Origin of the sequence: Bradyrhizobium sp. AZCC 2289, assembly GCF_036924615.1 — a bacterium.
GTDB lineage: Bacteria > Pseudomonadota > Alphaproteobacteria > Rhizobiales > Xanthobacteraceae > Bradyrhizobium.
Genome location: NZ_JAZHRY010000001.1, coordinates 9,179,999 through 9,205,865 on the forward strand (window position 1 = coordinate 9,179,999; position 25,867 = coordinate 9,205,865).

General features: G+C 63.2%; 23 protein-coding genes. 11 read left to right on the top strand and 12 right to left on the bottom strand.

From position 1 onward, the window contains the following. Positions 1 to 5: 5 nt before the first annotated feature. The 3 genes from V1289_RS42975 to V1289_RS42985 all read right to left on the bottom strand — a co-directional run bounded on the left by V1289_RS42975 (position 6) and on the right by V1289_RS42985 (position 3,573). Complete coding sequence (locus tag V1289_RS42975; protein ID WP_334405546.1) at positions 6 to 2,204, bottom strand: RNA degradosome polyphosphate kinase; 2,199 nt, start codon at positions 2,202 to 2,204, stop codon at positions 6 to 8. A 137-nt stretch (positions 2,205 to 2,341) separates the two neighbouring features. After that, positions 2,342 to 3,019 carry a chromosomal replication initiator DnaA gene (locus V1289_RS42980; RefSeq protein ID WP_334405548.1) on the bottom strand — a complete coding sequence of 226 codons (678 nt, stop codon included), beginning with the start codon at positions 3,017 to 3,019 and terminating at the stop codon, positions 2,342 to 2,344. Beyond that, a complete protein-coding gene (locus V1289_RS42985; protein WP_375144031.1) occupies positions 3,019 to 3,573 on the bottom strand; it encodes a CDP-alcohol phosphatidyltransferase family protein in 555 nt (184 codons plus the stop codon). Before V1289_RS42985 ends, V1289_RS42980 begins: the two co-directional genes overlap by 1 nt. Positions 3,574 to 3,731: 158 nt before the next feature. On the opposite strand from V1289_RS42985, the gene purM reads away from it, so the two are divergent. The 3 genes from purM (at position 3,732) to V1289_RS43000 (ending at position 6,804) form a co-directional block, all read left to right on the top strand. Beyond that, entirely contained in the window at positions 3,732 to 4,805 is a 1,074-nt protein-coding gene (gene purM, locus V1289_RS42990; protein ID WP_309184436.1) for a phosphoribosylformylglycinamidine cyclo-ligase, read from the top strand. Further along, a complete protein-coding gene (purN, locus tag V1289_RS42995; RefSeq protein ID WP_334405550.1) occupies positions 4,802 to 5,455 on the top strand; it encodes a phosphoribosylglycinamide formyltransferase in 654 nt (217 codons plus the stop codon). Before purM ends, purN begins: the two co-directional genes overlap by 4 nt. Before the next feature lie 197 nt (positions 5,456 to 5,652). Then, positions 5,653 to 6,804, top strand: a complete 1,152-nt coding sequence (locus tag V1289_RS43000) for an autotransporter outer membrane beta-barrel domain-containing protein (RefSeq protein ID WP_334405552.1) — start codon at positions 5,653 to 5,655, stop codon at positions 6,802 to 6,804. Positions 6,805 to 6,980: 176 nt separating this feature from the next. Here V1289_RS43000 and rnd read toward each other — a convergent pair whose 3' ends face one another. Continuing rightward, positions 6,981 to 8,129 carry a ribonuclease D gene (rnd, locus tag V1289_RS43005; protein WP_334405554.1) on the bottom strand — a complete coding sequence of 383 codons (1,149 nt, stop codon included), beginning with the start codon at positions 8,127 to 8,129 and terminating at the stop codon, positions 6,981 to 6,983. A gap of 652 nt (positions 8,130 to 8,781) precedes the next feature. Between rnd and V1289_RS43010 the strand changes: the two genes are divergently transcribed. Continuing rightward, positions 8,782 to 9,417, top strand: a complete 636-nt coding sequence (locus V1289_RS43010) for a hypothetical protein (RefSeq protein ID WP_334405556.1) — start codon at positions 8,782 to 8,784, stop codon at positions 9,415 to 9,417. A gap of 29 nt (positions 9,418 to 9,446) precedes the next feature. Here V1289_RS43010 and V1289_RS43015 read toward each other — a convergent pair whose 3' ends face one another. Further along, complete coding sequence (locus tag V1289_RS43015; protein WP_334405558.1) at positions 9,447 to 9,761, bottom strand: hypothetical protein; 315 nt, start codon at positions 9,759 to 9,761, stop codon at positions 9,447 to 9,449. 994 nt (positions 9,762 to 10,755) lie between these two features. Continuing rightward, the gene (locus V1289_RS43020; RefSeq protein ID WP_334407901.1) at positions 10,756 to 12,231 is read right to left on the bottom strand and encodes a protein adenylyltransferase SelO; all 1,476 of its coding nucleotides are present in this window, start codon (positions 12,229 to 12,231) and stop codon (positions 10,756 to 10,758) included. Between the two features lie 195 nt (positions 12,232 to 12,426). Between V1289_RS43020 and aspS the strand changes: the two genes are divergently transcribed. Then, positions 12,427 to 14,202, top strand: coding sequence for an aspartate--tRNA ligase (gene aspS, locus V1289_RS43025; RefSeq protein ID WP_334405560.1), 1,776 nt, complete (start codon positions 12,427 to 12,429; stop codon positions 14,200 to 14,202). Between the two features lie 2 nt (positions 14,203 to 14,204). Here the strand turns inward: aspS and V1289_RS43030 are convergent, their stop codons facing one another. Continuing rightward, positions 14,205 to 16,100 (bottom strand): hypothetical protein, encoded by a 1,896-nt coding sequence (locus tag V1289_RS43030; RefSeq protein WP_334405562.1) that lies wholly within the window; start codon positions 16,098 to 16,100, stop codon positions 14,205 to 14,207. A gap of 336 nt (positions 16,101 to 16,436) precedes the next feature. On the opposite strand from V1289_RS43030, the gene V1289_RS43035 reads away from it, so the two are divergent. Further along, positions 16,437 to 18,746, top strand: coding sequence for an NADP-dependent malic enzyme (locus V1289_RS43035; RefSeq protein ID WP_334405563.1), 2,310 nt, complete (start codon positions 16,437 to 16,439; stop codon positions 18,744 to 18,746). A gap of 128 nt (positions 18,747 to 18,874) precedes the next feature. Continuing rightward, the gene (locus V1289_RS43040; RefSeq protein ID WP_334405565.1) at positions 18,875 to 19,327 is read left to right on the top strand and encodes a DoxX family protein; all 453 of its coding nucleotides are present in this window, start codon (positions 18,875 to 18,877) and stop codon (positions 19,325 to 19,327) included. 86 nt (positions 19,328 to 19,413) lie between these two features. On the opposite strand, the gene V1289_RS43045 is transcribed toward V1289_RS43040, so the two are convergent. The 4 genes from V1289_RS43045 to V1289_RS43060 form a co-directional block, all read right to left on the bottom strand. Continuing rightward, positions 19,414 to 19,971: a dihydrofolate reductase family protein gene (locus V1289_RS43045; RefSeq protein ID WP_334405567.1), complete on the bottom strand. Its 558-nt coding sequence runs from the start codon at positions 19,969 to 19,971 to the stop codon at positions 19,414 to 19,416. Positions 19,972 to 19,994: 23 nt separating this feature from the next. Then, on the bottom strand, positions 19,995 to 20,960 hold the full coding sequence (locus V1289_RS43050; RefSeq protein WP_334405569.1) for a polysaccharide deacetylase family protein: 966 nt from the start codon (positions 20,958 to 20,960) through the stop codon (positions 19,995 to 19,997). A 152-nt stretch (positions 20,961 to 21,112) separates the two neighbouring features. Beyond that, entirely contained in the window at positions 21,113 to 21,688 is a 576-nt protein-coding gene (locus tag V1289_RS43055; RefSeq protein WP_334405571.1) for a glutathione peroxidase, read from the bottom strand. Positions 21,689 to 21,784: 96 nt separating this feature from the next. After that, positions 21,785 to 23,542, bottom strand: a complete 1,758-nt coding sequence (locus tag V1289_RS43060) for a L,D-transpeptidase (RefSeq protein ID WP_334405573.1) — start codon at positions 23,540 to 23,542, stop codon at positions 21,785 to 21,787. A 220-nt stretch (positions 23,543 to 23,762) separates the two neighbouring features. Between V1289_RS43060 and V1289_RS43065 the strand changes: the two genes are divergently transcribed. Continuing rightward, positions 23,763 to 24,311 carry a CreA family protein gene (locus tag V1289_RS43065; protein WP_334405575.1) on the top strand — a complete coding sequence of 183 codons (549 nt, stop codon included), beginning with the start codon at positions 23,763 to 23,765 and terminating at the stop codon, positions 24,309 to 24,311. Between the two features lie 25 nt (positions 24,312 to 24,336). On the opposite strand, the gene V1289_RS43070 is transcribed toward V1289_RS43065, so the two are convergent. Further along, on the bottom strand, positions 24,337 to 24,561 hold the full coding sequence (locus tag V1289_RS43070) for a hypothetical protein (RefSeq protein WP_334405577.1): 225 nt from the start codon (positions 24,559 to 24,561) through the stop codon (positions 24,337 to 24,339). A 221-nt stretch (positions 24,562 to 24,782) separates the two neighbouring features. Between V1289_RS43070 and V1289_RS43075 the strand changes: the two genes are divergently transcribed. The 3 genes from V1289_RS43075 (at position 24,783) to V1289_RS43085 (ending at position 25,800) form a co-directional block, all read left to right on the top strand. Then, the gene (locus V1289_RS43075) at positions 24,783 to 24,944 is read left to right on the top strand and encodes a hypothetical protein (protein ID WP_309184455.1); all 162 of its coding nucleotides are present in this window, start codon (positions 24,783 to 24,785) and stop codon (positions 24,942 to 24,944) included. Positions 24,945 to 25,203: 259 nt separating this feature from the next. Beyond that, on the top strand, positions 25,204 to 25,359 hold the full coding sequence (locus V1289_RS43080; RefSeq protein WP_334405578.1) for a hypothetical protein: 156 nt from the start codon (positions 25,204 to 25,206) through the stop codon (positions 25,357 to 25,359). 42 nt (positions 25,360 to 25,401) lie between these two features. Beyond that, complete coding sequence (locus tag V1289_RS43085) at positions 25,402 to 25,800, top strand: hypothetical protein (protein WP_334405580.1); 399 nt, start codon at positions 25,402 to 25,404, stop codon at positions 25,798 to 25,800. Positions 25,801 to 25,867 lie beyond the last annotated feature (67 nt).

A 25,867-nucleotide genomic window follows, 5' to 3' on the forward strand; every position in this document is an offset into this window, starting at 1 on the left:
ATCCCTTATGACGAGGGCTGGCGCTCGTTCCGGCGTGTGAGGCGGCGCGGCGAAGATTCCTTGAGAGACTTTCCACGGCCTGACAGACTCGGATTCGTCATGAAGTAGTTGTGCAGATTGAACGGCTCTTCGCCTTTCGCGGCCTTCATACGCGTTGACGACCCGTCGGGCAATAACTGCCAGCTCTGCTCGGTATCCTTCAGATTGGCGACCATGATCTGCTCGAGAACCTGCTGATGTACCGTGGGATTTTGCAGCGGGCAGAGGATCTCGACGCGGCGGTCGAGGTTCCTCGGCATCATGTCGGCGGAGGAGATATACACAGCCGCTTTGGTTGAGGGCAGGCCCTGGCCCATCCCGAAGCAGTAGATTCGGCCATGCTCCAGGAAACGCCCGATGATGGATTTGACGCGGATGTTCTCGGAAAGTCCGGGCAGACCCGGCCGCAGGCAGCAGATGCCGCGCACCACCAGTTCGATCGCCACGCCGGCCTGGGACGCTTCATACAGTGCGTCGATGATGTCGGGGTCGACCAGCGAGTTCATCTTCAGCCAGATCGCGCCCGGCTTGCCGTGGCGCGCATAATTGGTCTCGCCGTGAATGTGCTCGAGCATGCGCTTGCGCAAGGTCAGCGGCGACACCGCCATCTTCTCGATGTCGCTGGGCTCGGCATAGCCGGTGATGTAGTTGAACACCCGCGCCGCATCGCGGCCGATGACCGGGTCCGAAGTGAAGTAGGACAAATCAGTGTAGATGCGCGCGGTGACGGGATGATAATTCCCGGTGCCGGTGTGCACATAGGTGGTCAGATTGCCGCCCTCGCGGCGCACCACCATCGACAGCTTGGCGTGGGTTTTCAGTTCGATGAAGCCGTACACGACCTGCACGCCGGCGCGTTCGAGGTCGCGCGCCCAGCGGATGTTGGCTTCCTCGTCGAACCGCGCCTTCAGTTCGATCAGCGCGGTGACCGATTTGCCGGCCTCGGCCGCTTCCGCCAGCGTGCGCACGATCGGCGAATTGTTCGAGGTGCGGTAGAGCGTCTGCTTGATGGCGACGACGTCGGGGTCGCGCGCAGCCTGTTGCAGGAACTGGACGACGACGTCGAAGGATTCGTATGGATGGTGGACAATCAGATCCTTCTGCCGGATCGCGGCGAAGATGTCGCCGCCGTGGTCGCGGACGCGCTCGGGGTGGCGCGGAACGTAGGGGGTGAATTCCAGATCGGGCCGGTCGAGCCTCGTCAGCTGCGACAATTCGTTCATCGCCAGCACGCCGTCGACCAGAAAGATCTCGTCGTCGGCGGTGGAAAGCGCCTGCTGTACGAACGCGCGCAGCTCTTCCGGCATCTTGGCTTCGAGTTCGAGCCGGATCACCGATCCGCGCCGCCGCCGCTTCAGCGCGGTCTCGAACACGCGGACCAGATCTTCCGCCTCTTCCTCGATTTCGAGTTCGGAATCCCTGATAATGCGGAACGCGCCCTGGCCCTTGACGGTATAGCCTGGGAACAGTTTTCCGATGAACAGGCCGGTGGCCTGTTCCAGCGTGATCAGCCGCACCGCGCCGTCCTTGCCCGCGGGCATGCGGATGAAGCGGTCGATCTTGCCGGGCATGCGGATCAGCGCGTTCATCGGCTTGCCGTCGGAGACCCGCGCCAGATGCAGCGCGATGGTGAAGCCGAGACTCGGAATGAACGGGAAGGGGTGCGCCGGGTCGATCGCGAGCGGCGTCAGCAGTGGGAAGATGTTGTGGAGGAAATGATCTTCGATCCAGCTCCGCTCGGCCTTGGTGACGTCGCGGCCATCGACCAGGGTGATGCCGACTTCGGAAAGAATGGTCCGCAGGTTGCTCCAGATCGCCTGCTGGTCGCTTGCGAGCTGTGAGACCGCCTCGTTGATCTGGACAAGCTGCTCCGCCGGCGTCGCCCCGTCGGGGCTGCGTTCGGCGATGCCTTCGCGGACCTGCGCCTTGATGCCGGCGACGCGGACCATGAAGAACTCATCAAGGTTATTGGCGGAAATCGACAGGAACCGCACCCGCTCCAGCGCGGGATGCCCCGGGTTGACCGCTTCCTCCAGCACCCGGCGATTGAAATGCAGCCAGGACAGCTCGCGATTAATGAAGCGCTCGGGGCTGGTCGCGATTGCGGGCGGGCCCTCGGCGATTATATCTTTTTCTTTGATTTCAATAGCTTGTACCGAATCCATGAAGTTTTTGATCCATTCCGGGCCCGCGCGTGCGTCTAGCTAGACGGAACCCGCGCAAACCATGTGTTACGGCAATGACGTTTCAATGACATTGATGTTCCGGCCGCAGCCGGCGTCAAGGCGGGAAGCGCGCCGGATCAGGCGTTGCGCAGTAATTCAGCAGCCAGCGCCCGGGTCACCGGCCGGCCCAGCCGCAGCGCCTCGCTGTCGAGCAGTTCGACCGCCTGGCGGACCGCCGCGTAGGAGCGCTCGATCCGGGTGCTGAGATAGCTTACGACCGCCTCGTCGACGCTCAACTGGCGGTCGGCGCAGAATTTGACGATCAGGGAGCGGAACAGCAAATCATCGGGCGGCAGCAGCGACACCGCCGGCACCGCGCGCAGCCGCGAGCGCAGGTCGCGCAATTCGACCTCGAAGGCGGACGGCGCGATGCGCGCCGTCATCAGCACATAGGCTTCGTCCTCGCGCGCCAGATTCATCAGGTGAAACATCGCGCGTTCGTCGAAATCGCCGGGCTTCAGATCCTCGACCGCCAGCGCGCCGGTCGCCAGCGCGCCGGGCACCGCGGCCGCCGTCAGCGCATGCGCGGAGATCGAGCGTGCGCCGGACCGTTCGGCCCAGATCGAGGCGAGATGGCTCTTTCCCGAGCCTTCCGGACCGACCAGCAGCATGATGCGGTTGGGCCAGTCGGGCCAGTTCTCGACCAGCGCGAGGCCGGCTTCATTGGCCGGCCCTTCCAGAAAATTGTCGCGGGTCAGGCTCTCTGCATGGGGCAGCGCGAAGGCAAGCTGACGGGGATGAACGCTGGCTGCCACTACCTTGCCTCGATCGTGCTCATGTGCCGCACCCACTCGACGAGATAGAGGGAGACCGAAACCAAAGTAAAGACCGTAACAAAACCCATCAGGATCAGGTCGTAAGGCCTTGGCTGAAAACCAAATCCGAGCGACGCCAGCACCAGGGCCGCGAACGCCACCTGGAACACCGTATTGAGCTTCGACACCATCAAGGGTTTCATCGGGATCGGCTTGTCGAACAACCATGACACAATCACGGCGGTCACGATCATGATGTCGCGCGAGACCACGAGGATGACGATCCAGCGCGGCACCGCGCCCCAGATGCCAAGCGCCATATAGATCGATACCAGCAGCGCCTTGTCGGCCAGGGGATCGAGCAGGGCGCCGAGTTCGCTCGCCATGTTGAAGCGTTTGGCCAGAAAGCCGTCGACGGCGTCGCTGACGCCAGCGATGACGAAGATCGCAAACGCGATTTCCATCTGGCTGGAGGCGATCGCCCAGACGATGACCGGCACCAGAATGATGCGGCCAAGCGTAATCATGTTCGGAATAGAGGTCGGAATACTCAACTCGGTCGCTTCCCGGCTACCGGCCTGATTTCGCAAAGGATCCGGCCCTTTGCGCGGTGAGCCGGTTGTTATCTACATAGTATATGCGCGCTTCGCTTGCGAGCCATTGCAGGATCGCGGAATTCTTCGTAACCAGCCGTCATCATCTGGAATTGGGCATGAACGACCGCAAAAACGGGCTCACTTACGCGGATTCGGGCGTCGATATCGATGCCGGCAACCGGCTGGTCGATCTGATCAAGCCGATGGTCCGCGCCACCGCCCGCGCCGGCGCCGACGCCGAGATCGGCGGCTTCGGCGGGCTGTTCGACCTCAAGGCCGCCGGCTTCAAGGACCCGGTGCTGGTGGCGGCGACCGACGGCGTCGGCACCAAGGTCAAGATCGCGATCGAGACCGGGCTGCATGGCGGCATCGGCATCGATCTGGTGGCGATGTCGGTCAACGACCTCGTGGTGCAGGGCGCGGAACCGCTGTTCTTCCTAGACTATTTTGCCTGCGGCAAGCTCGATCCGGAAGCGGCCGCCGCGATCGTGGCGGGCGTTGCCGAGGGCTGCCGGGAGTCCGGCTGCGCCCTGATCGGCGGCGAGACCGCGGAAATGCCGGGGCTCTACAGGGATGGCGACTACGACCTCGCGGGCTTTGCGGTGGGTGCTGCCGAGCGCGGCACGCTGTTGCCGAGTTCCGACATCGCCGTCGGCGATGCCGTGATCGGCCTCGCCTCGTCGGGGGTGCATTCCAACGGCTTTTCGCTGGTCCGCAAGATCGTCGAGCAATCCGGCCTTGGTTTTGACGCGCCGGCGCCGTTCTCGCCGGTGATGACGCTGGGCGGTGCGCTGCTGGCGCCTACCAAACTCTATGTGAAATCATGCCTGCGCGCGATCCGCGAGACCGGCGCGGTCAAGGGCCTCGCCCATATCACCGGCGGCGGCTTTACCGACAACATTCCGCGCGTGCTGCCGAAGCATCTCGGCGTCGGCATCGACCTCGCGCGGCTGCCGGTGCTGCCGGTGTTCAAATGGCTGGCGGAACAGGGCGGCATCGCCGAACTCGAACTGCTGCGCACGTTCAACTGCGGCATCGGCATGATCGCGATCGTGAAGCCGGACGCCATCGAGCAGGTCACCGAAATCTTCACCGCAAGCGGCGAAACCGTCGCCGTGCTCGGCGAAGTGATCGCGGCCGACGGCGAGCATCGCGTGGTCTATAACGGTCACCTCGATCTCTCCAGATGAAACGCCGCGTCGCCATCCTGATTTCCGGACGCGGATCGAACATGGCCGCCCTGATCGGGGCCGCCAAATCAGCCGATTTCCCGGCCGAGATCGTTGCCGTCATTTCCAACCACGCCGATGCGCCCGGTCTGGCGACCGCCGCCGCCAGCGGCATTGCGACCGCCGTCATCGAAAGCAAGCCGTTCGGCAAGGATCGCGCCGGATTCGAGGCCGTCCTGCAGCGGACGCTTGACGAGAACGACGTCGAGCTGATTTGCCTCGGCGGGTTCATGCGGCTGTTCACCGCCGGATTCGTCAAGGCCTGGTACGGCAAAATGCTCAACATCCATCCCTCGCTGCTGCCGTCGTTTCCGGGCCTCGACCCGCACGGCCAGGCGCTCAAGGCGGGCGTGAAGATTTCGGGCGCCACCGTGCATTTCGTGATCCCGGAAACCGACGCCGGCCCGATCCTGATGCAGGGGGCGGTCGCGGTGGCCGATGACGACACGCCGCAGACGCTGGCGGCGCGCATTCTCGAAATCGAGCACCGCATCTATCCGGAGGCGCTGCGCCTGCTGGCCAGCGGCAAGGTCCGCCTGGACGGCGATCTCTGCAGGATATCGGGGATTGCCGGGACAGGCAGCACGATGATCTCGCCGGCGATCGACTAAGGCGATTTCCAGCGGGCGCATCCGGGCGAAATCCGGCCCCGCAATCACCTGTGGCAGCGGAGGCACAACGGCCCGTATTCGACGGCCGCGGAGGGGTCCGACCGATTGACGCTCTCGGGGAACTCAGGGCAAATCGGCTAGAGTTGATCGGGATTTGCGCATTTTCGAGCTGGCGCTTCCTCCTGGGAATGGAATGCATGCGCTGCTCATCGCGACCTTCGCGAAAAGGAACGATCGGGGCCGGTCGCGCGCTGGCGCGGCTGGCCGCGGTGGCGTTCGTGCTCGCGATCGGCGTCGCCTCCGCGGCGCATGCGCAGCTCGCACCCACGCCAACCCCGACGCCAACTCCCACGCCGACCCCATCGCCGTCTCCCAGTCCGACGCCGAATGTCATCAATTCCGATCTGTCGGCAGGCGCGACCGTGACCAATCTCGGCAGCAATTTTCTGGAGCGGCTCGGCAATCAGTCGACCAACGGATTCAACCGCATGTTGCGCAACAACCCCGGCGGCGGCGGCGCCTCGGAAGCGGCCGACGGGCCGCGCTACCGGACCTGGTTCGAGGGCTACGGCATTTCGGCGACCAATGGTCCGATCCTCGACTTTGTCGGGGACAACCGGACGACCTGGGGCGGCGTCGCCGGGATCGGGGCGCGGGTCGCGCCCGGCATCAATGTCGGCTTCTCGGTCGACCAGAGCCGCACCGCCATCGACGTGCCGCTGGCGCTGCAGACGGCGTCGATCAATCTCACGCAGCTCGGGTTCAACGCGTCCGTCGACAAGGGGCCGTGGACCTGGGCCGTGGCGCTGGTGCACGGCTTTGGCAACATCCATTCCAGCCGCGACACCGGCTTTGGTCTGGCGACATCAGGCTACAATGCGCGACTGGACGGCGCGCTGACCGAACTCAGCTACTATCTCGACAAGGACCAGAGCCGCATCGTGCCCAAAGCGGGCCTCGAATATGTCCACGCCAGGACCGGATCGCTCCAGGAGATGGGCGGCCTCGATCCTGTCATGGCGACCGGCGCGACTGTCGACCGCATGCGCGTGCTGATCGGTGCCGAAGTCGGGCACTACTGGATCTTCGATCAGAAGATTCTCGATCTGTCGGCCTACGGCAAGTTCGTCGACAACCTCGTGCAGAATTTTGGCGATATCACCGTCAGCCTCGGCGCCCAGCACGTTACGCTGCAGGGCATCGGCGAAAGCCAGTATGGCGCCGACGCCGGCGCGTCGGCCTCGCTCAGCCTGACCAACACCGCGCGGCTCTACATCAACTACGACGCCAAATTCCGCGCCGCCTTGCAGTCGCATCAGGGCGTGGTGGGCGTCGAGTTCAAGTGGTAGGGGGCGAAATGGTCGCGCACCTGTGGCCTCATGGTTCGAGACGCACGGCATTGCCGTGCTCCTCACCATGAGGGTCTAAGACCTCATCCTGAGGAGCATCGCCACCGGGTCGCGCGAACGCGCGCCCGATGACAGGCTCCGCGATGCGTCTCGAGGGATGAAGCCACAGAATTTTGCTAATCCCGGTCGACCCGGACCACGCGGCCTTTTTCGATCGCCAGCGCCAGCCTGCCGTGCTTCAGCGACAGGGCGGCTTCGCCGAACAATTCGCGCCGCCAGCCATGCAGGGCGGCGACGTCGGCCTGATCGTCGTTGGCGATCTGTTCGAGATCGTCGACGGTGGCGATCACCTTGCTTGCGACCGCGTGACGTTCCGACGTCATCCGCAGCAGCACCTTCAACAGCTCGACGATCGCCGCACCATTGGAATTGCCGCGCGGCTTTTCGATCTTCGGCAATGTCGAGGGATCGCGGGCGATGCCGCGCTGCACGGCCGCCACGATATCGCTGCCCCATTTCGAGCGGTCAAAGCCCTTCGGCAGCGAGCGCAAATTCGCCAGCCGCTCGAGGCTGGTCGGGGCGTGGGTCGCGATATCGCCGAGCGCGTCGTCCTTCAGTACGCGCGAGCGCGGCACGTCGCGGCTCTGCGCTTCCTGCTCGCGCCAGGCCGCGACTTCCATCAGCACCGCCAGTTCCTTCGGCTTGCGCACCCGCGTCTTCAGCCGCTCCCAGGCGCGCTCGGGGTGGAAATCATAGGTCTTCGGCGAGGTCAGGACTTCCATCTCCTCGCTGACCCAGTCGCTGCGGCCGCGCTTCTTCAGGTCGGCGTCGAGGGCTGCGAACACGTCGCGCAGATGGGTGACGTCGGAGACGGCGTAATGCACCTGCTCTTCGCTCAAGGGCCGGCGCGACCAGTCGGTGAAGCGGTGGGTCTTGTCCGGCCGGTGGCCGGCAATGCGCTCGACCAGCTGGTCATAGGCGATGCTGTCGCCATAGCCGAGCACCATGGCGGCAACCTGCGTATCGAAGATCGGGTGCGGAATGGTGCCGGACTGGTGCCAGACGATCTCGATGTCCTGCCGGGCGGCATGGAACACCTTGAGAACGGCCTCGTTGCCCATCAGCTCGAAGAACGGCTTGAGGTCGATGCCGGGCGCCAGCGTGTCGACCACGACGGCTTCCTCCGCGCTCGCCATCTGCACGACGCAGAGCAGGGGGTAATAGGTCGTCTCCCGCAGGAACTCGGTGTCGACGGTGATGACCGGGTGCTTGGAGAGGCGGTCGCAGGCAGCCGCGAGGTCGGAAGTGGTGGTAATCAGATCCATGAACAGTCCATGACGCTTACGACAGGCGTTCTGCCGAAAGCGCTGGTATGTCAAGGGTCTTTGGACGAATTTTGGCCCTGCGTTTCAGGCAAGGAACCGCTTTTCTGCGCAGGCTTCGCCGCCAGCCGCGGCCTTGGGGGGAGCGGCCGGCCAAAAGGCGGATCGTTCCGCGCCCGGATCACTCGTAGCGGATGTTCCGCGTCGGCCGCTTTCCGGGCAGCGCAAGCACGACGAGACAGAGCGCGATTATCGCCAGTCCCAAGAATTCAAAAGCAAAGGCGTCCACGGCAATTCTCCCCAGCAAACCGTTAGATTTGTCGCGAGTGGATTGAGGCGTTGTTAAGCGATGTGGTTAAGAGCGGCGTGGCGGCCGCGATGGTGGACGGCCGCTTAAGAAGTGGGGTTAACGGCGGCGCGCCGCGTGCAACCTTTGGGCGAAGCGAATTGTCAATAAAGCTGGTCCATGTATGGCGATGGTAGGGCGGTCGCCCGCGCTCGCGTCACATGGGGTTGTCAGAATGAAGCGGCTGGGCATCACCTTCTTCGCTGCGAAGCCGCGGGGCAGCGAGATTGCCGAACGCGCCGGACATTCCTCATGAGGCGCGGCTGCCTTACGACCCTGGTTGTGCTCGCTCTCTGCGTGGGTGCGTTGGTGGCTGGCTACAAATACAAATACCCTGATTACAGCTACCGCTACCGGCTGACCGTCAATATCGAAGTTGACGGCAAGATTCACTCGGGATCGAGCGTCATTGAAGTCAAGTGGCTCGGAGGGCCCGAGTTGGGTGATGTCGGTGCCTACTCGCCAACCTTGCGAGGGCAAGCGGCGCTCGTCGATCTTGGACAAAAGGGCGTCGTGGTGGCTTCCCTGCTTAGCAACGATTGGGGTCGTCCCGCCAGATTCGGTGATCCTTGGGGCGCCCTGTGGATCGCGCCCCGAGCCTACGGTCTTGGAACGTCTGTTGGCGATCTGAAGGACTGGTCGCCTGCAAGTGGCAGGCGGCAACTCGAATCCGACAACATGCCATTGTTGCTCTGGCTGTCCGATCCGCAGGATCCGAAGACGGCAGAAAAGATAGCGCCTGAGGACATTCCGGCCATCTTTGGCCCGTCAGCCCGTTTCGCAGGCGCGTCCGTAGAGATCACGAGCGATCCGATTGTGATCGATATCAATCGGAAGCTGCCATGGTTTCAGTCGTGGTCCGATCATTATCGGGATCGCGGGCCTATGTATTTGCAAAACAACCTGGCGCTTTCCCGGTACATGTTTGTTGGAGATGCATCATGACCGGCGGTAGCACGGCGATCGCGTAGCGGTCACGCCGGTTTCTTCGTTTGACAATAGTTCAATACGTCCGCGGAACGCTGGTCAAAAACGCCTGCAAAGACATCATCGGGAAGCTCCGAGCCAAAGACGTCGAAAGCAGTCTTCAGTTCAGGCGCCATCACGGCTTTCGCCAGCGCCGATCGGAGCGCCTCGGCCTCCTCGGTCCTGCCGCGCAGGGCTTCGGCGAGCGTCCGGATCAGGCCAGCATCCTTCCTGGGCGCCTGAACCTCGACGCGCACGAGACCACGTACCGCCGCGCGACGTCGGTGCGTGCGGGTCGCCTTGCGCTGTGATTTCGTGGCCATGGGCGTTGCTCCGGGCATTTCAAGTCTCGATACTCACCGGTTATATCACCGGTAATTCGGTGAGGCCCAAGAGGATTCCAAGAGGATTCCAAGAGGATTCCAAGAGGATTCATTGTCGCCGCGAATAGCCCACATGAGGCAAAGCGGTCGCGCGAATGCGCGCCCGACGGGCAAATCAGATTTTCCTGTCAAGTCATCACTAAGAAAATTTCCCGCTTGTCTGGTCTGGCAAATCAGTGGCCTTTCTCCGCCCGTCTCACCCGACAAGAGGGGCGGCTCGCGATCGTCACGAAACGCGCGGTGGGATGCGGTGGACGCGGAAGCTGCGACTGACGAGCGCGGCCGATGCGGACGGCGAAATCGTGTGGTCCTGACGCCCCGATGCTGGCGTCAAGCTTCGCGGAAGTATCTGCGAAGTGACGGTGACAACAAAGCCGGTCACCGGGGAGAGCGCGCTATAAGCCGTAAAACCATTGCGCAGGGAAGGCCGGATGTTCTCCGCTGAACCTGTATGCTCGTGTGCGCTTTCTTTGTGCAAATTGCACGCGAGACCGCGGGTGCAGCGCGCACCCGGCTTTCCCTGCGCCCTCTGTTTTTCGAGGGCGGAAGATTTTCAAAGCTCGGGCGCGTGGCGTCGCGAGGATGCGGATTCATGTTGTGCAGGATGTAGCAATCCGTCATTGCGAGCGAAGCGAAGCAATCCATCTCGCCGCGCAAAGAAAGAATGGATTGCTTCGCTGCGCTCGCAATGACGTGGACAAGTCGGTGCCACCCCTCCCGTCATCACCCGCGTATGCGGGTGATCCAGTATTCCAGAGACATCAGTGATAGAACCGAGACGCTGCGGCGTACTGGATGCCCCGCCTTCGCGGGGCATGACAGCAGTGTTTGGGATAGCTTTGTCAACGTCATTGCGAGGAGCGAAGCGACGAAGCAATCCATTCGTTCATTGCGTGGCGAGATGGATTGCTTCGCTGCGCTCGCAATGACGGTTCTACGTCCCGCAGAACGTCTGCAGCACGCGCTGTTCCGGCATCGGCGGATCGGCATAGGCGGAAAATGCCGGCTGATCCTCGAACGGCTTCGACAGCACCGTCAGCAACTCCTCGAACGGCGCGTAGTCGTCGTTATTGACAGCGGCCTGGATCACGGCTTCGACGCGATGGTTACGCGGGATGAAGGCCGGATTGACCGTGCGCATCGCGGCCTGCCGTTCAGCGGCGGATTGCGGCTCGCAGGCTGTGCGCTGGCGCCAGCGCACCGCCCATTCGTCGAACGCTGCGGGATCGGTGAACTGTGCCCTGACACTGTCGTCGTCGGCATTGTCCGCGGCATCGCTCAGGCGGCGGAAGGTCAGCGTGAAGTCGGCGTCGTTTTTCGCCATCGCATCGAGCAGATCCTGCACGAGCGCATCATCGCCGTCCTGCGTGGTGAACAGGCCGAGCTTCCGGTGCCAGCCCGCACCGAAGGCCGCGGTAAATTTCTCCGCGAATTCGCCGAGGATGAATTGCGCCTGTTCGATCGTCTTGTCCTTGTCGTCGGAAAACAGCGGCAGCAGGCATTCGGCGAGCCGCGTCAGGTTCCACAGCGCGATCCGGGGCTGGTTGGCATAGGCGTAGCGGCCCTGTTCGTCGATCGAGGAGAACACGGTGGCCGGGTTGTAGTCGTCCATGAAGGCGCACGGGCCGTAATCGATGGTCTCGCCGGAGATCGAGCAGTTGTCGGTATTCATGACGCCGTGGATGAAGCCGACCAGGAGCCAGCGCGCGACCAGATCGGCCTGGCGGGCGACGACGCCTTCCAGCAGCGCGTGATAGGGGCGGTCGGCCTTCGCGGCTTCCGGATAGTGCCTGGCGATGGCGTGGTCGGCGAGTTGGCGCACGCCGTCGGTGTCGCCACGCGCGGCGAAGAACTGGAAGGTGCCGACGCGGATGTGGCTCGCGGCCACCCGCGTGAGCACGGCGCCGGGCAGCATGGTCTCGCGCATCACGTTCTCGCCGGTGATCACGGCGGCGAGCGAGCGCGTGGTCGGAATGCCCAAAGCAAACATCGCCTCGCTGACGATGTATTCGCGCAGCACGGGACCCAGCGCGGCGCGGCCATCGCCCCGGCGCGAGAACGGGGTGGGGCCGCTTCCCTTGAGCTGGATGTCGCGGCGGACGCCGTCGGCGTCGATGACTTCGCCGAGCAGGATGGCGCGGCCGTCGCCGAGCTGCGGCACGAAGTGCCCGAACTGGTGCCCGGCATAGGCCATCGCGATCGGGTCGGCGCCGTCAGGCAGCCGTTTTCCCGCGAGGATTTCGGCGCCTTCCGGGGTCGACAGCAGGTCCGGATCGAGGCCGAGATGGACGGCCAGCGGCCGGTTCAATTTGATCAGCCGGGGGGAGGCGACCGGGGTCGGCGCCACGCGGGCGAAAAAGTTCGCCGGCAGGGCCGCGTAGGTGTTCTGGAACGGGAAATGGACGGTCATGACCATCAAGATAGGCGCGCCCGGGGAATAGGCAAAGGGTTGAAGTCCCGGGGGTTAGAAACGCCGCTTTTGGGGCCAAAACGGCCCCGGCGCTGGTTGCCGCGCCTGACCTCGTCGGGTAAACCCTGCCGCACTTCGGGCAGGCCCTTTGGGCCGCTCGATTCTACCCATCAAATATCTGTTTTTGGAAACTCCATGCATCGCTACCGGTCACACACATGCGGCGCGCTCCGCGACAGCGACATCGACCAGACCGCCCGGCTGTCGGGCTGGTGCCATCGGATTCGCGACCATGGCGGCGTGCTGTTCATCGATTTGCGCGACCATTACGGCCTGACGCAATGCGTCGCCGACCCGGATTCGCCGGCGTTCAAGGACGCCGAAAAACTGCGCTCGGAATGGGTGGTGCGGATCGACGGCAAGGTGCGCCGCCGTCCTGATGGCACCGACAATCCGGAACTGCCGACCGGCGCGGTCGAGCTTTACATCAGCGAGATCGAGGTGCTCGGACCGGCCGCCGAACTGCCGCTGCCGGTGTTCGGCGACCAGGAATATCCTGAAGATATAAGGCTTAAGTACCGTTTCCTCGACCTGCGTCGCGAGAAGCTGCACCAGAACATCATGACCCGTGGCGAGATCGTCGACTCGATGCGCAAGCGAATGAAAGAGCAGGGATTCTTCGAATTCCAGACCCCGATCCTGACGGCCTCCTCGCCGGAAGGCGCGCGCGATTTTCTGGTGCCGTCGCGGATTCATCCCGGCAAGTTCTACGCGCTGCCGCAGGCGCCGCAGCAGTACAAGCAGCTCCTGATGATGTCGGGCTTCGACCGCTACTTCCAGATCGCGCCCTGTTTCCGCGACGAAGACCCCCGCGCCGACCGCCTGCCGGGCGAGTTTTACCAGCTCGACGTCGAGATGAGCTTTGTCACCCAGGACGATGTGTTCGCGGCAATGGAACCCGTTATCACCGGCGTGTTCGAGGATTTTGCCAAGGGCAAGCCGGTCACCAAGGGCTGGCCGCGGATTCCTTTTGCGGAAGCCCTGCGCAAATATGGCAGCGACAAGCCCGATTTGCGCAACCCGATCGTTATGCAGGACGTCTCCGAGCACTTTCGCGGCTCCGGCTTCAAAGTGTTCGCGCGGATGCTGGAGGACCCCAGGAACCAGGTCTGGGCGATCCCCGGTACCGGCGGCGGGTCGCGCGCGTTCTGCGACCGCATGAACTCCTGGGCGCAGGGCGAGGGCCAGCCCGGCCTTGGCTACATCATGTGGCGCGAGGGCGGCGAGGGCGCCGGTCCGCTCGCCAACAACATCGGCGCTGAGCGGACCGCGGCGATCCGTACCCAGCTCGGGCTGAAGGAGGGCGACGCGGCGTTCTTCGTCGCCGGCGATCCCGACAAATTCTGGAAGTTTTCAGGCCTGGCGCGAACCAAGCTCGGCGAAGAGCTGAACCTGATCGACAAGGACCGGTTCGAGCTCGCCTGGGTCGTCGACTTCCCGATGTACGAATATGACGAGACCGAGAAGAAGGTCGACTTCTCGCACAACCCGTTCTCGATGCCGCAGGGCGGGCTCGATGCGCTCAACGGGCAGGATCCGCTGACCATCAAGGCGTTCCAGTACGACATCACCTGCAACGGCTACGAGATCGCGTCCGGCGGTATCCGCAACCACCGCCCCGAGGCGATGGTGAAGGCGTTCGAGATCGCGGGCTATGGCGAGAAAGACGTGGTCGAACGCTTCGGCGGCATGTACCGCGCGTTCCAGTACGGTGCCCCGCCGCATGGCGGCATGGCGGCGGGCGTCGACCGCATCGTCATGCTGCTCTGCGGCACCACGAACTTGCGCGAAATCTCGCTATTCCCGATGAACCAACAGGCCATGGACCTCTTGATGGGAGCGCCGTCAGACGTCGCGCCGAAGCAGCTGCGCGAGCTTCACATCCGGCTCAATCTGCCGGACAAGGGCTAAGTTCACCGCGTGGTCGAGGCCTCCACCTGAAATTGCGCCAGCGCCGTCAGTGGGTCGATTTTCAGCACCTGGATCAGCTGCATCGCCGGGACCTTGCCGTGCGGCGTGAGCTTGAGCGTCAGCGTTCCCTTCGGGCTCTCGACGAAGCCGGCGAGCGCGTCGGCGAGCGCCGCCACGTCCGGATTGGTCGTTGCCGCCTCCGCGGTGCTGGCCTTGATGTCGTCAATGACGGCGCGGCGCGCTTCGTCGGGGCTGAGGTTCTGCGTGCGGGCATATTGCGCGATCGCAAGGTCGACGCCGCCGAGGTCGCGCAGCGTGAGTTCGATGGTCCCGGCCTCGATTTGCGCAGCCATGTTGGCCGCCTGCGCCGGATTGATCGAGAATGCGCCCCGCGGCACGTTGGCGAATGCGACACGCGCGGTGGCCTTCAACAGGTTGCCGACACCGAGCGACACGGGTTCCAGTACGAAGGTGTGCGGCGCTTCGGTCCAGGCCGCGCCGAGATCGAAGTCGATCGCCGCAATGTTCATCCCGGCCGCGACCAGCATCGGGGCGTCGGCCGCTTCGATCGGGGTGGTCAGGTTCGCGACCAGGTGCGCCTGGCTAGGGATCGGACCGACAAACTGGCCCCAGTCCAGGCCGAGTGTGTCGACGTTGACCAGCTTGTCGGTGTTTTTGAAGGGCGCGACGAGGCCCTTTACCTCGGCGCCCTGGATCAGCGGCAACAGCGCCAGCGCCTGGTCCGGTGCGGGCCTTTGCGCGGCGAACTGCGCCGTTATTCGCATCAGGTTGGAGATGTCGAGGGATTTCAGCGCGAAGCGCCCGACCTTGACCGGCCCCTTTGGCGCGCGCGTATCGAGGCCTTCGAAAGCAAGTTCGCCGATCTTGCCGCTCTCCAGATTGAATCGCATCGTCGCAAGCTTCAGCGGACCCTGCGGCGTCTCGACCGAGAGCCCGCGCATCTCGGCATTTCCGATTTGGACGCCCTCATAGAGCTTGGCCACCTTCTCCATCATCTCGCGCGCTTGCGCAGGCGTCGGCGGCGCGGCGCCGGCCGGCGGTATCATCGCCAGCAGCGCCGGCAGTTGCAGCCGCGATGGCCTGAGCCCGACGTCATCGATGGTCATGCCGTCGATCCGCATCGTCAGGCCTTGCCCGGACGTGACGGTATAGGGACCGGCCGAGACCTGCCGGTAAGCGCGGTAATAGCGGTCGTCGTTGGCCTTCTGCGGATCGAACATGGCCGCAGCTGCGCCGATAGCGACGTCATAGGACGCGATATTTGCAAGGCGGCCGGTCATCTTCTCCGTCTTGCCCGCCTGCGCCATCGCGACGTTGAAAACCACCCCATCGACCTTCGTGACGTCGATCTTGCCGTCCTTAATGCCCTGCATCGCAAAGCCCGAATAGGTGAACTCGCCTCCGCCCGGCGTCGCGGCGCCGAAGTTCATGGTTCCGGCAAGGCTGGGGGCCGTGATCGACGACGCGGTGATGGTTGCAAATTGCTCGAGAGCGAAGCGGTAGACGTCGACAAAGGACGAGAAAGCCGGTGGCCGTTGCAGGCTGGCGGGACCGGAATAGTCCTTCAAGGTGATCCGTGGCACCTTGTAAGTGAGATTCAAGCCGGGGCTGGCCATCGCCAGGCCGGCCTCGATGTCGGTGGCTTCGATGCTGTTGGCGGAGAATCGCGTCGGGTTCGGCTGGCTGACGCCCGCAGCCGTAACGCTGGCAATCTTGACGCTAACCGGAGGTTGCGCGGCGGTTTCACCGGCGATGTCTGCGACCGTGACGGTACGGTTCAACAGGTCGAACGACACCTTGCCATGGCTTGCCTTGCCGCCGGTTGCGCGGATCTGCTCGAACGCGGCCTCGACCTCGCCGGCGACCCGATGCTGCATGTAGAACTAGAGGCCGAAGAAAGCGCCCACTGCGATCACGATCGCGGCAGCCAGACCCATCAGTATCTTTACCATTCGGTCAACTCCGGTTGGCGATTGTGCAGGGGGCAATTTGTCATATTGTCGGTCGAATGACCGGATGAGGGAGGGGCATGTGCTGACGGCATCGACAATTTGCGTCGATCGGCCAGTAGCTGGCCTGTTGATGGGTAAACCGTCGGATGTTGCATCCAAGCGGTTGCTCGTGCTTCACATCCGGCTCAATCTGCCGGAAAGCTGACCTCTTCTGGACGTAGCCAAGAAACAAAGTTCGGGGTCGGAAACGCGGGAGTACGTATGTCGTCCTATTCTGAAGATCTTGATTCCGCGGCACTGGCGTACCATCGGCTGCCGCGACCGGGCAAGCTGGAGATCCAGGCGACCAAGCCGCTCGCGAACCAGCGCGATCTCGCGCTGGCCTATTCGCCGGGCGTCGCGGCCGCCTGCATGGAGATCGCCAAAAACCCCGCCGAAGCCGCTTCCCTGACCGCCCGCGCCAATCTGGTCGCCGTGGTCTCCAACGGCACCGCGGTTTTGGGCCTCGGCAATATCGGCCCGTTGGCCTCCAAACCGGTCATGGAGGGCAAGGCGGTCCTGTTCAAGAAGTTCGCCGGCATCGACGTGTTCGACATCGAAATCGCCGCCGACACCATCGAGCGCGTGGTCGAGACGGTCGCAGCGCTCGAGCCGACCTTCGGCGGCATCAATCTCGAGGACATCAGGGGGCCGGAGTGTTTCGAGATCGAGGCGCAGCTCAAGGCGCGCATGAAGATCCCGGTATTCCATGACGACCAGCATGGCACCGCCATCATCGTCGGCGCCGCGATCACCAATGCGCTGCGGCTGAACGGCAAGAAGCTGGAAGACATCAAGATCGTCTGTTCCGGCGCGGGTGCCGCAGCGATCGCCTGCCTCAATCTGTTGGTCTCGCTGGGCGCGCAGCGCAAGAACATCTGGGTCTGCGATATCGACGGCCTCGTCTATGAGGGCCGCAACACGCTGATGGATCGCTGGAAGGCGGTCTATGTGCAGAAGACCGACAAGCGCACGCTGGGCGATGTGATCGGCGGCGCCGACATCTTCCTGGGCTTATCAGCGCCAAACGTGCTGAAGCCGGAGATGGTCAAGGCGATGGCGGACCAGCCGCTGGTGATGGCGCTCGCAAACCCGGATCCCGAAATCATGCCGGACGAGGCGCGCAAAGCACGCCCCGACGCGATGATCTGCACCGGACGATCGGACTTCCCGAACCAGGTCAACAACGTCCTGTGCTTCCCGTTCATCTTCCGCGGCGCGCTCGATGTCGGCGCCACCGCGATCAACGAGGAGATGAAGCATGCGGCGGTCGATGCCATCGCCCAGCTCGCGCGCGATCCGCCGTCGGATGCGGTCGCGCATGGTTTCGAGGCCGGCGAGACGCAGGGCTTCGGGCCGGGTTCGCTGATCCCGAGTCCGTTCGATCCGCGCCTGATCCTGCGCATTGCGCCGGCGGTGGCGAAGGCGGCGATGGATTCCGGCGTGGCGACGCGGCCGATCAATAATTTCGATGAATATTGCGCCCAGCTTCAGCGCTATGCGTTCCGATCCGGCCTGACCATGAAGCCGGTATTCGCGAAGGCCAAGACCCAACCGGTCCGTGTGATCTACGCCGAGGGTGAGGACGAGCGCGTGCTGCGCGCGACGCAGGTGGTGCTGGAGGAGAACTTGGCGCGGCCGATTTTGGTGGGCCGTCCCTCGGTGGTCGAGGCGCGCATCAAGCGGTTCGGCCTTGCGATCAAGGCTGGCAGGGATTTCGACCTCATCAATCCCGAGGACGATCCGCGCTATCGCTCCTATGTGACGTCCTATATCGAGGTCGCCGGCCGGTGTGGCGTCACGCCGGATGCGGCGCGCACGGTGGTGCGCACCAACAACACCGTGATCGCGGCGCTCGCCGTGGTGCGCGGCGAAGCCGACGCCATGCTGTGCGGCGTCGAGGGCGGCTACATGAGCCATCTGCGCCATGTGCGCGAGATCATCGGCTTCCTGCCGGGGGTCAGCGATTATGCGGCGCTGGCGCTGATGATCACAAGCAAGGGCGCCTATTTCATCGCCGACACCCAGGTGCGGCCGAACCCGAGCGCGGAGGAATTGGCGGAGATGGCGTCGCTGGCGGCGATCCATGTCCAGCGCTTCAATTTCAAGCCCAGAATAGCGCTCGTGTCACACTCCGACTTCGGAAGCTATGACACGGACTCCTCGCGCAAGATGCGCCGGGCCACCCAGCTTCTGAAGGAGAAGCATCCGGAGATCGAGGCGGACGGAGAAATGCAGGCCGATACCGCATTGTCGGCGGTGGCGCGGAAGCTCGTGCTGCCGCAATCGAGGCTGGAAGGCGAGGCCAATATCCTGATCATGCCAAATCTCGATGCCGCCAACATCGCCTACCAGACGATCAAGGTGTTGGCGGACGCGCTTCCCGTTGGCCCGATCCTGATCGGGCCGGCGCGCCCCGCGCACATTCTCACGCCCGGGGTGACCGCGCGCGGCGTTCTCAACATGACCGCGGTGGCCGCGGTCGAAGCCCAGGAGCGTGCCGGCCGCCAGCAACCGACCCTGTTTGGTTAGTTCAAATCAAATGGCTCGGGTCGCCGGCGGTTTCGATTTGTTCGTTTGAAAAGCGCAGGCGAAACGCCCATAATCGTTTCGCTCCGCCGCTTGCGATTTTGCGCATTGCCATTGAGTGAGGCCGACCCATGCCAGCCTTGATTACTTTCGGGCGAATTTTGTTCGCCGTGCTCTTTATCTATTCGGGAGCAGCCAAACTTTTCGACGTTCAGTCAACGGCGCAGGCAATTGCGAGCAAAGTCATTATTCCCGGGCTGCTCGATCCCTACATATTGCAGCTCGAAACCATGACAAACATGAAGATGCCGCAACTGCTGGCACTGTCCGTCGGCTCGTTCGAGGTCATTGCGGGCCTGATGATCGCGCTCAATTTCGGCGCAAGATTCTTCGCCATTCTGCTGATCCTGTTCGTGCTCGTAGTCACCTTCTATTTCCACGATTTCTGGAATCCCGCGAGCCCGGACCGGGACAAGGCGATTATCGATGCGCTGAAAAACCTGTCGATCATCGGCGCGCTGTTCATCATCGCGGGCTATGGCCGCGGACCGCGATCGTCGGAGCCGATTTACGGGGACGTGTAGTAGCGCTTTCGAGCGAAAGCCTGCCTCGGACTCGATCCGGGGTGGATACCGGTTCGCGTAAAGAAAACGCGTAAAAATAAAGGGTTTCAGGCGCTGCGCCGCCACGGCGTGACGCTGACGTCATCGGCCGGGTCGAGCATTTGCGGCTCGCCGGCCTTGAGGCCATGCGCGGCCAGTATCTGCTGCGGCGTGCGCGCGGGCACGCCGGGGAAGCAGGGCTCTCCGTCCGGCAGCCGCACGTGCGGCGCCAGCGAGAGCCAGAACGTGTCATAGCGGTCCATGAACATCCCGAACACGTAGGGACCGCCTATGATCGCGATGGTGCCCGATTGAACGCCGGCGCGCTCGCAGGCGGCTTCGAACGATGCGCCCGCCGGATTCCACAGGGTCGCCTTGGGATTGGCCAGGTCGGGCGCGATCGCGCGCACATTCCGGGTCAGGACGACCCGCTTCCGCTTTGGCGAGTTCGGCTGGTCTTCGTAGGAATTGCGGCCGTGCACGATCAGGTCGGCACGATCGAGGGCGGCGGTGAAGAACCGCTTGTCGCCGTCAAACTTCAATCCTTCCGGCATCACGCGATCGGCATTGGCCAGCATGCCGTCGCCCGACACGATGACGTAACCCTCGATGCGCAGCGCGGGCACAGGCTTGTCGAACTGTGAACCGACTATTCCGAAATCGTCTGCACGACGCTGGAGACCGGGCGGGAGCTTACCGTCGGCAGCTTGGCGTCCTTGAGAAGTTCTTCGTCGTATTGCGGCAGGGTCTGCACCGGCACTTTCGCCTTCATTGCAACGACCTTGTAGCCGCCGGCCTTCAGCCTCTTCAAAAGTTCGGGCAGGGCCTCTGCGGTGTGCTTGTGGAAGTCGTGCATCAGGATGATGCCCTTGCCGAGCTTGTCGAGCTTCCTCATCGTGACGTCGATCACCTGCTGCGCCTTGCTCGCCTTGAAATCGAAGGAGTCGAGATCGCAGGAGAACATCGCGATGTTGCGCTCGCCGAGATAGGTGACCATTTCCGGCGGGTGCTGCAGCGCCGGGAAGCGGAAGAACGGCGACGGCGAAACACCGCCCAGCGCCCATTTCACCGCGCTAAAGCCTTTTTCGATTTCTTCCTTCTTCTGGTCGTCGGTGAGCTTTTTGTTCGTGAGCGTCGCGTGCGACCAAGTGTGGCTGCCGACGGTATGGCCGGCTGCATAGACCTGTTTGAGGATTTCCGGATAGTAGGTGGCGTGCTTGCCGATCGAGAAGAAGATGCCGGTGGTGCATTCGTCCGCCAGCGTCTTCAGGACCGACGGCGTGTTGACCGGCCACGGACCGTCGTCGAAGGTCAGCACGACTTCCTTGTCACGCAGGAAGTCGAGTTGCTTGAAATGCTCGAAGCCGAAGCCCGGTCCGCCCGTGGTGTCGATTTCGACGGTGCGGCCGACGCCGAGTGCGTTGGGGTTGGTGCAAGCGGCTCTCGCGGGTTGAGCGGCGGCGGCAGCAGCAGGCGCTGCGGCCGGAGCCGGCGCGGCCGTCGCAGTCAGAGGAGCAACGGCGGCCTTGGCGGCCGGCGGCGTTTGCGACCATGCTGCGCCAGACGAGAGCAATGAAACCGCGCCCGCAAAAACCAGACCTGCTGCAATACGCATGGCGTTTTCCTTAGATCCTGATCCCGTTCCCGGTACCGGCTCTTTGCCGCCGGTCCGATTCCTGCCCCAACGCATAATACCCTAGTTGGAGCGGCGTAGCCAAGGCAACGGCTGTCGTTATCGGTGGTCGATTTGTCGCCGAACCGGTTAATTCAGGAGTCGGCCAGCGCCCGCGCAATGGCGGTTTTCACCCGCGTATCCCGTGGTTCTACGGTTTCGGGGAAGACGTCCGCGATATAGCCGTCGCGGCCAATCAGATATTTATGGAAGTTCCAGCGCGGAACATCCTTCGGCCGCGCCTCCGCCGCCCATTTGTAGAACGGATGCGCGTCCGGGCCTTTAACGACGGCCTTCGCCGCGATCGGAAAGGTGACGCCATACTGGTGTTGCGCGGTCTCGGCGATTTCGGTCGCGCCGCCCGGTTCCTGCCCGCCGAAATCGTCGGAGGGAACGCCGATGATCGTCAGGCCACGGCCGTGAAACTCGGTCCACAATTCCTGCAGGCCCGCATATTGCGGCGTGAAGCCGCACAGCGATGCGGTATTGACGATCAGCAGCGGATGGCCGGCAAATTCGGCGAGCCTGATGTCGCCGCCGGTCAGTGCTGGAAATGAAAACGCGTAAGCGGTGATCCTGCTCATGCCGGCCTGCGCGATTGCGACCCGGGTCGAGGCCGCGCCGGCGAGCGCAGCCAGCGCCACCGTCATCATGGTCCTGCGGTTCATCATGGCCGGCCTCCACCACAGCGAATTCGTGCCAAATGGATATAGCGCAACGGCCGTTTGGCCGCTGCTCAACAAGCCGTTATGGCTGGATCGATCGCGCTAGCGCAGCGAGACGATGAAATCCGTGCCTTCGCCGGTTTCGCCCTGGTTGATGCCCTGATCGGACACCACGATCGAGCTGGCGGCCGTCAGCGCTTCCGCGATGCGCGCCATCGCATCCGGCGGGATGACGATGCGGTCCAGCGCCTCGGCCGGGCTGTCCGGCACTGGGATCGGTTTCGTCTCGGCGGGGGCCATGCCCTTGCGTCGTCGGGCAGGGCGGTCGCCATCGTCGTTTCGGGCCGCATTGCGTGCCGCTGGCAGCGTGACCACCGACCAGCGCAACAAATTGGCGTCGTTCTTGTCGGCTTGCGCCGTGAACACGTGCGTGCCCAACGGCCGGTCGCTGGGCGCGATCGTCACCGGGGCGTCGAACAGCGGCTTGAATTCCTGCCGAACGTAAAGTTTCGAATCCTTGCGGCTGATGAACACCGCAATCGGGCCTGTACGTTTCGGCGGTTCCGGTTTCGCGGCGACGGCCTTCTCGGCGCCGGGCAGTCGCGCCGCGTCTTTTTTCACATCGGCGGGAGCCGCGGCGGGGGCATCTGCGACCGCCTTGGCGGGCTCTGCAGGCATTTCAACAACCTTCTCGGTCGCCTCGTCGGTAGCCTTGTCCGTAGCCTTGTCCGTAGCCTTGTCCGTAGCCTTGGGCTCGTCGGCCTTCGATGTGTCGACCGTGGAGGTCTCAGCTTTGGTGTCCTCGGTCTTGACGTCGTCCGACTTGGCATCGTCTGACTTGGCCTCGACCTTCGCCTCGGCGGGCTTGTCCTCGGCTTTTGCGCTTTCGCTTGCGGTGACCTCGGTCTTCGCGGCGTCGCCGGCGGTTGGCGCCGGGGCGGTCTTGACGGAAACAGGTTCGCTGGACGCGGGCCGCGCGCTACCGGCATCGGACATCGTGACCGCGGCGTTGGTCGACGGCATGGCGGCGCTGGCATCTGCGGTGTGGGTTTGTTCGCGCAACGGCAACGCAGGCGCGTGACCGACGGTCGATCTCAGCTCCAGGTTCGCTTCAGAGTTCTCCGGCTTGATCGCCGTGCCGGCGTCCGCTCCCTTGTCGGTCTTTACCGCGGGCACATCCGTCTTCGGCTCGTCGGCGATCGCCGGCTGCGGCGCGATTTTCTGCGCCATCAGCAATGGATGCGAAAAATTCGCAGGCGTCATCTCGCCGGGTGTGACGATGACCCGCGCGCCCATCTTGGTCCAGTTCCACATCTTCACGGCAAACGCCATCGGCATGCGGATGCAACCATGCGACGCCGGATATCCCGGCAGCACGCCGGCATGCATCGCGACACCTGACCAGGTGATCCGCTGCATGTACGGCATCGGTGCGCCGCTATAGATGTTGGAATGGTGGAATTTGTGCTTTTGGATGATGCTGAAGACGCCCATCGGGGTCGAATGGCCGGCCATGCCGGTGGAGACCGGGCTTTCCGCAAAGAACCCGTTGGAGTCGTAGATCCGCACCTTCTGCTTTTCGATCGAGACCGCGATGATCAGCGGTCCCTGCGGCTTGGCGCCGGTTTCCTTTTCCGTCACCTCGCCCTTCCTGGCCTGGTGCCGCCGTACTTTTTGCCGCCGCGGCTGAGCCATCGGATCCGGCCGATAGTAGCCGGGATCAGAATCCTGCCAGTAATAGAGCGCGGCGTCTGCCTGCGACGCGGCGCCGATCGTGCCAGCCGCAGTCAAAATCGCAATCTGCCAAAACCGCTCGTTCGCAATATTCGCTATAGAAATCCGACGCCCGCTCACGCGCATAATCCTCGATTCCCAGTCCAGATAGTCATTTGTTGTCGCAGACGCGAAACGCGTTCACCAGCGGGAGGCCTCTAACCCTTCCGTGATCCCGGCGTTTTCGTCGCAAGCGTAGCAAAAAAGCCTCACAATAGGTTAAACGGCGCTGGTCGTCCGCTGCCGGCAGCCTTCCTGCGCGGCTTTTCCGCACTACATAGGCCGCAAGCCCTCAGCGGAGACATTCATGACATCCCAAGCCATTGGTAAGCGTGACAAAAGGTGGAGAAATCTGGCTTTGGCGGTGTTGGCCCTGACGTTCTGGCAGGCTTGCCCGGCCGCCGCCGCTGACGAGCCGGACCTGATTTTCCGCCGCTCGACGGTGTTCAAATGGATGAGCCCCAACGACAAGCTCGCGACCTATGGCGTCGACGACCCCCAGGTCGAGGGGGTGGCGTGTCATTTCACGGTACCGGAGAAGGGCGGTTTCAAGGGCTGGATCGGGCTTGCCGAGGAGGTCTCGGATATTTCGCTGGCATGCCGCCAGATCGGCCCGATCCGATTCAAGGACAAGTTGGAGCAGGGCGACGACATGTTCCGCAAGCGCCGCTCGCTGTTCTTCAAGAAGATGCAGATCGTCCGTGGCTGCGACGCCAAACGGAACGTGCTGGTCTACATGGTCTATTCGGACAAGCTGATCGAAGGCTCACCCAAAAACTCTACCTCCTCGGTACCGATCATGCCTTGGGGGACAGCCGATAGCGCAGTGCAGAAATGCGGCGAGTTCATCCAGTAGTGGGGCGGGGAACCAGAACGGCGGCCTAATCGAATTGCCGCTGCTTCGGTTCGACGCCGGCCTTGTAGGGGCGGGCCTTGTCGGACTGGGCTTTGGGATCGCGGCACCCCACCAGCCGCACCAGCTTCTGCTGGGTGCATTGATTGTCCCCGAGGACGCTGCCGCCCTGCTGCGACATCGCACCCGCCATCTGCTGGGCGGGTTTGCGGGACGCGGTTCCATTGCCAACGCCGATGTTGTCATTGCCCACGACTATTATCCTTCATTGGACTGGGATTACGACAACGCACAACCTCTGAGAAAGGTTGCAGGGTGTTCGACTGAGTCGGCCGGAGGGATGCTTTGGTTCATCACCGGCCCTGCTGCAGTGCGGCTTATTCAGCAGACAAAGGTTAAAAACTTGCAGGCCTGCGTCGAACCCGCGGGCCGCCGCGCGCGTCTGATTTTCAAATGGCTATTGGAGAAATTCAGATGCGCGCACTCAGCTATGTGATTGCCCTGGTTTTCGTTCTGACCGGCCCGTCGCTGGCCGGCAGCGCCGATCGCGACATGCCGGGGATCGGGACGTTCACCTATTGCGGGTCACCCATTGTGACACCGGCGCCTGACGTGATGGCTGCTATCGGCCCGTGATGTCGCAAAATTCAATCGACAAGCCTTAGCGGCGCCGAGCGGCATCTTTCGCCCCTCAAGGTCCCGCTTTCCGCGCGTTATTCGACTGAAATCATTGAATTTTTCGTGCCATTGTTTCGTCGCAGCAGGTCGACGAAACAATTCTGCAGTGCGACGAAACCATTTTCTGTTTTGGCGCAGATATCCGGAAACAGCGGGTGGTTATCAGACTGCCAACGAAACGGCGGGGACCGCCGGCACCGAAACCGGAGACAGTCAGATGCGGACCATCAGCTTCATCTTCGCCTTCGTCCTGGCCGGTCCCTCGATGGCGGGTTCTTCGGACAATTCGCTGCCCGGCATCGGCACCTTCTCCTACAACGGTTCGCCGGTTACGATCCAGGTTCCGCAGTCGATCGTTGTTGCTGCCAACTGAACGCTCCAGGAACGTCCAAAAAACTGCCGGTAAGGGTTCTGTATGTTGGTTCGTATCAGTTCCGCCGCCATCCTGGCTTCGTTCATTGTGGGCGGTCCGGCGCAGGCCCAAGTGCCGCAAATTCCCCAACCCCAGACGATTCAATTCCGGTCGCTGTTCAAGGTGCCGGATCCGCGCGGCGAGTTCGTGCGCCTGTGCGCTCCGCACATGGTGGGACGCTGGGCGCATCCTGAGTCTGTTTGCGGCTGCCTGCACGACTACGCCGCCGCCACCGTGGATGACCCCGACCTGCGGGAGGCCCTGCTGCGCGGCATCAGCGAAACCGGCGTGCCGACGATCGAGACCGATTGGGTGCCGCCGTCGAAGCAGTCCGAAATCGGCGCGACCTTCACCAAGATCGCCAAGCCGACGCTGCAGTGCATGTTCGAGCCTTCGAACTAGCTGGCGCCAGCCCGGCCGTATTTCGCAATTCAGACATCCAGGAATGTTGCCGGTAACGCGACCGCGC

Coding starts and splice junctions, on each gene's coding strand:
- V1289_RS43030 (WP_334405562.1), bottom strand. CDS start 16,100: ATGCAGCATCGGGTCGCCGGCGAGGTCGAGGCCGCGTTCGAGCAGATC.
- V1289_RS43015 (WP_334405558.1), bottom strand. CDS start 9,761: ATGGCCACGAAATCACAGCGCAAGGCGACCCGCACGCACCGACGTCGC.
- rnd (WP_334405554.1), bottom strand. CDS start 8,129: ATGGATCTGATTACCACCACTTCCGACCTCGCGGCTGCCTGCGACCGC.
- V1289_RS43040 (WP_334405565.1), top strand. CDS start 18,875: ATGCCAGCCTTGATTACTTTCGGGCGAATTTTGTTCGCCGTGCTCTTT.
- V1289_RS43055 (WP_334405571.1), bottom strand. CDS start 21,688: ATGATGAACCGCAGGACCATGATGACGGTGGCGCTGGCTGCGCTCGCC.
- V1289_RS43050 (WP_334405569.1), bottom strand. CDS start 20,960: ATGCGTATTGCAGCAGGTCTGGTTTTTGCGGGCGCGGTTTCATTGCTC.
- V1289_RS42975 (WP_334405546.1), bottom strand. CDS start 2,204: ATGGATTCGGTACAAGCTATTGAAATCAAAGAAAAAGATATAATCGCC.
- V1289_RS43060 (WP_334405573.1), bottom strand. CDS start 23,542: ATGCGCGTGAGCGGGCGTCGGATTTCTATAGCGAATATTGCGAACGAG.
- V1289_RS43000 (WP_334405552.1), top strand. CDS start 5,653: ATGCGCTGCTCATCGCGACCTTCGCGAAAAGGAACGATCGGGGCCGGT.
- V1289_RS43065 (WP_334405575.1), top strand. CDS start 23,763: ATGACATCCCAAGCCATTGGTAAGCGTGACAAAAGGTGGAGAAATCTG.
- purN (WP_334405550.1), top strand. CDS start 4,802: ATGAAACGCCGCGTCGCCATCCTGATTTCCGGACGCGGATCGAACATG.
- V1289_RS43035 (WP_334405563.1), top strand. CDS start 16,437: ATGTCGTCCTATTCTGAAGATCTTGATTCCGCGGCACTGGCGTACCAT.
- V1289_RS43020 (WP_334407901.1), bottom strand. CDS start 12,231: ATGACCGTCCATTTCCCGTTCCAGAACACCTACGCGGCCCTGCCGGCG.
- V1289_RS43080 (WP_334405578.1), top strand. CDS start 25,204: ATGCGGACCATCAGCTTCATCTTCGCCTTCGTCCTGGCCGGTCCCTCG.
- aspS (WP_334405560.1), top strand. CDS start 12,427: ATGCATCGCTACCGGTCACACACATGCGGCGCGCTCCGCGACAGCGAC.
- purM (WP_309184436.1), top strand. CDS start 3,732: ATGAACGACCGCAAAAACGGGCTCACTTACGCGGATTCGGGCGTCGAT.
- V1289_RS43085 (WP_334405580.1), top strand. CDS start 25,402: ATGTTGGTTCGTATCAGTTCCGCCGCCATCCTGGCTTCGTTCATTGTG.
- V1289_RS43075 (WP_309184455.1), top strand. CDS start 24,783: ATGCGCGCACTCAGCTATGTGATTGCCCTGGTTTTCGTTCTGACCGGC.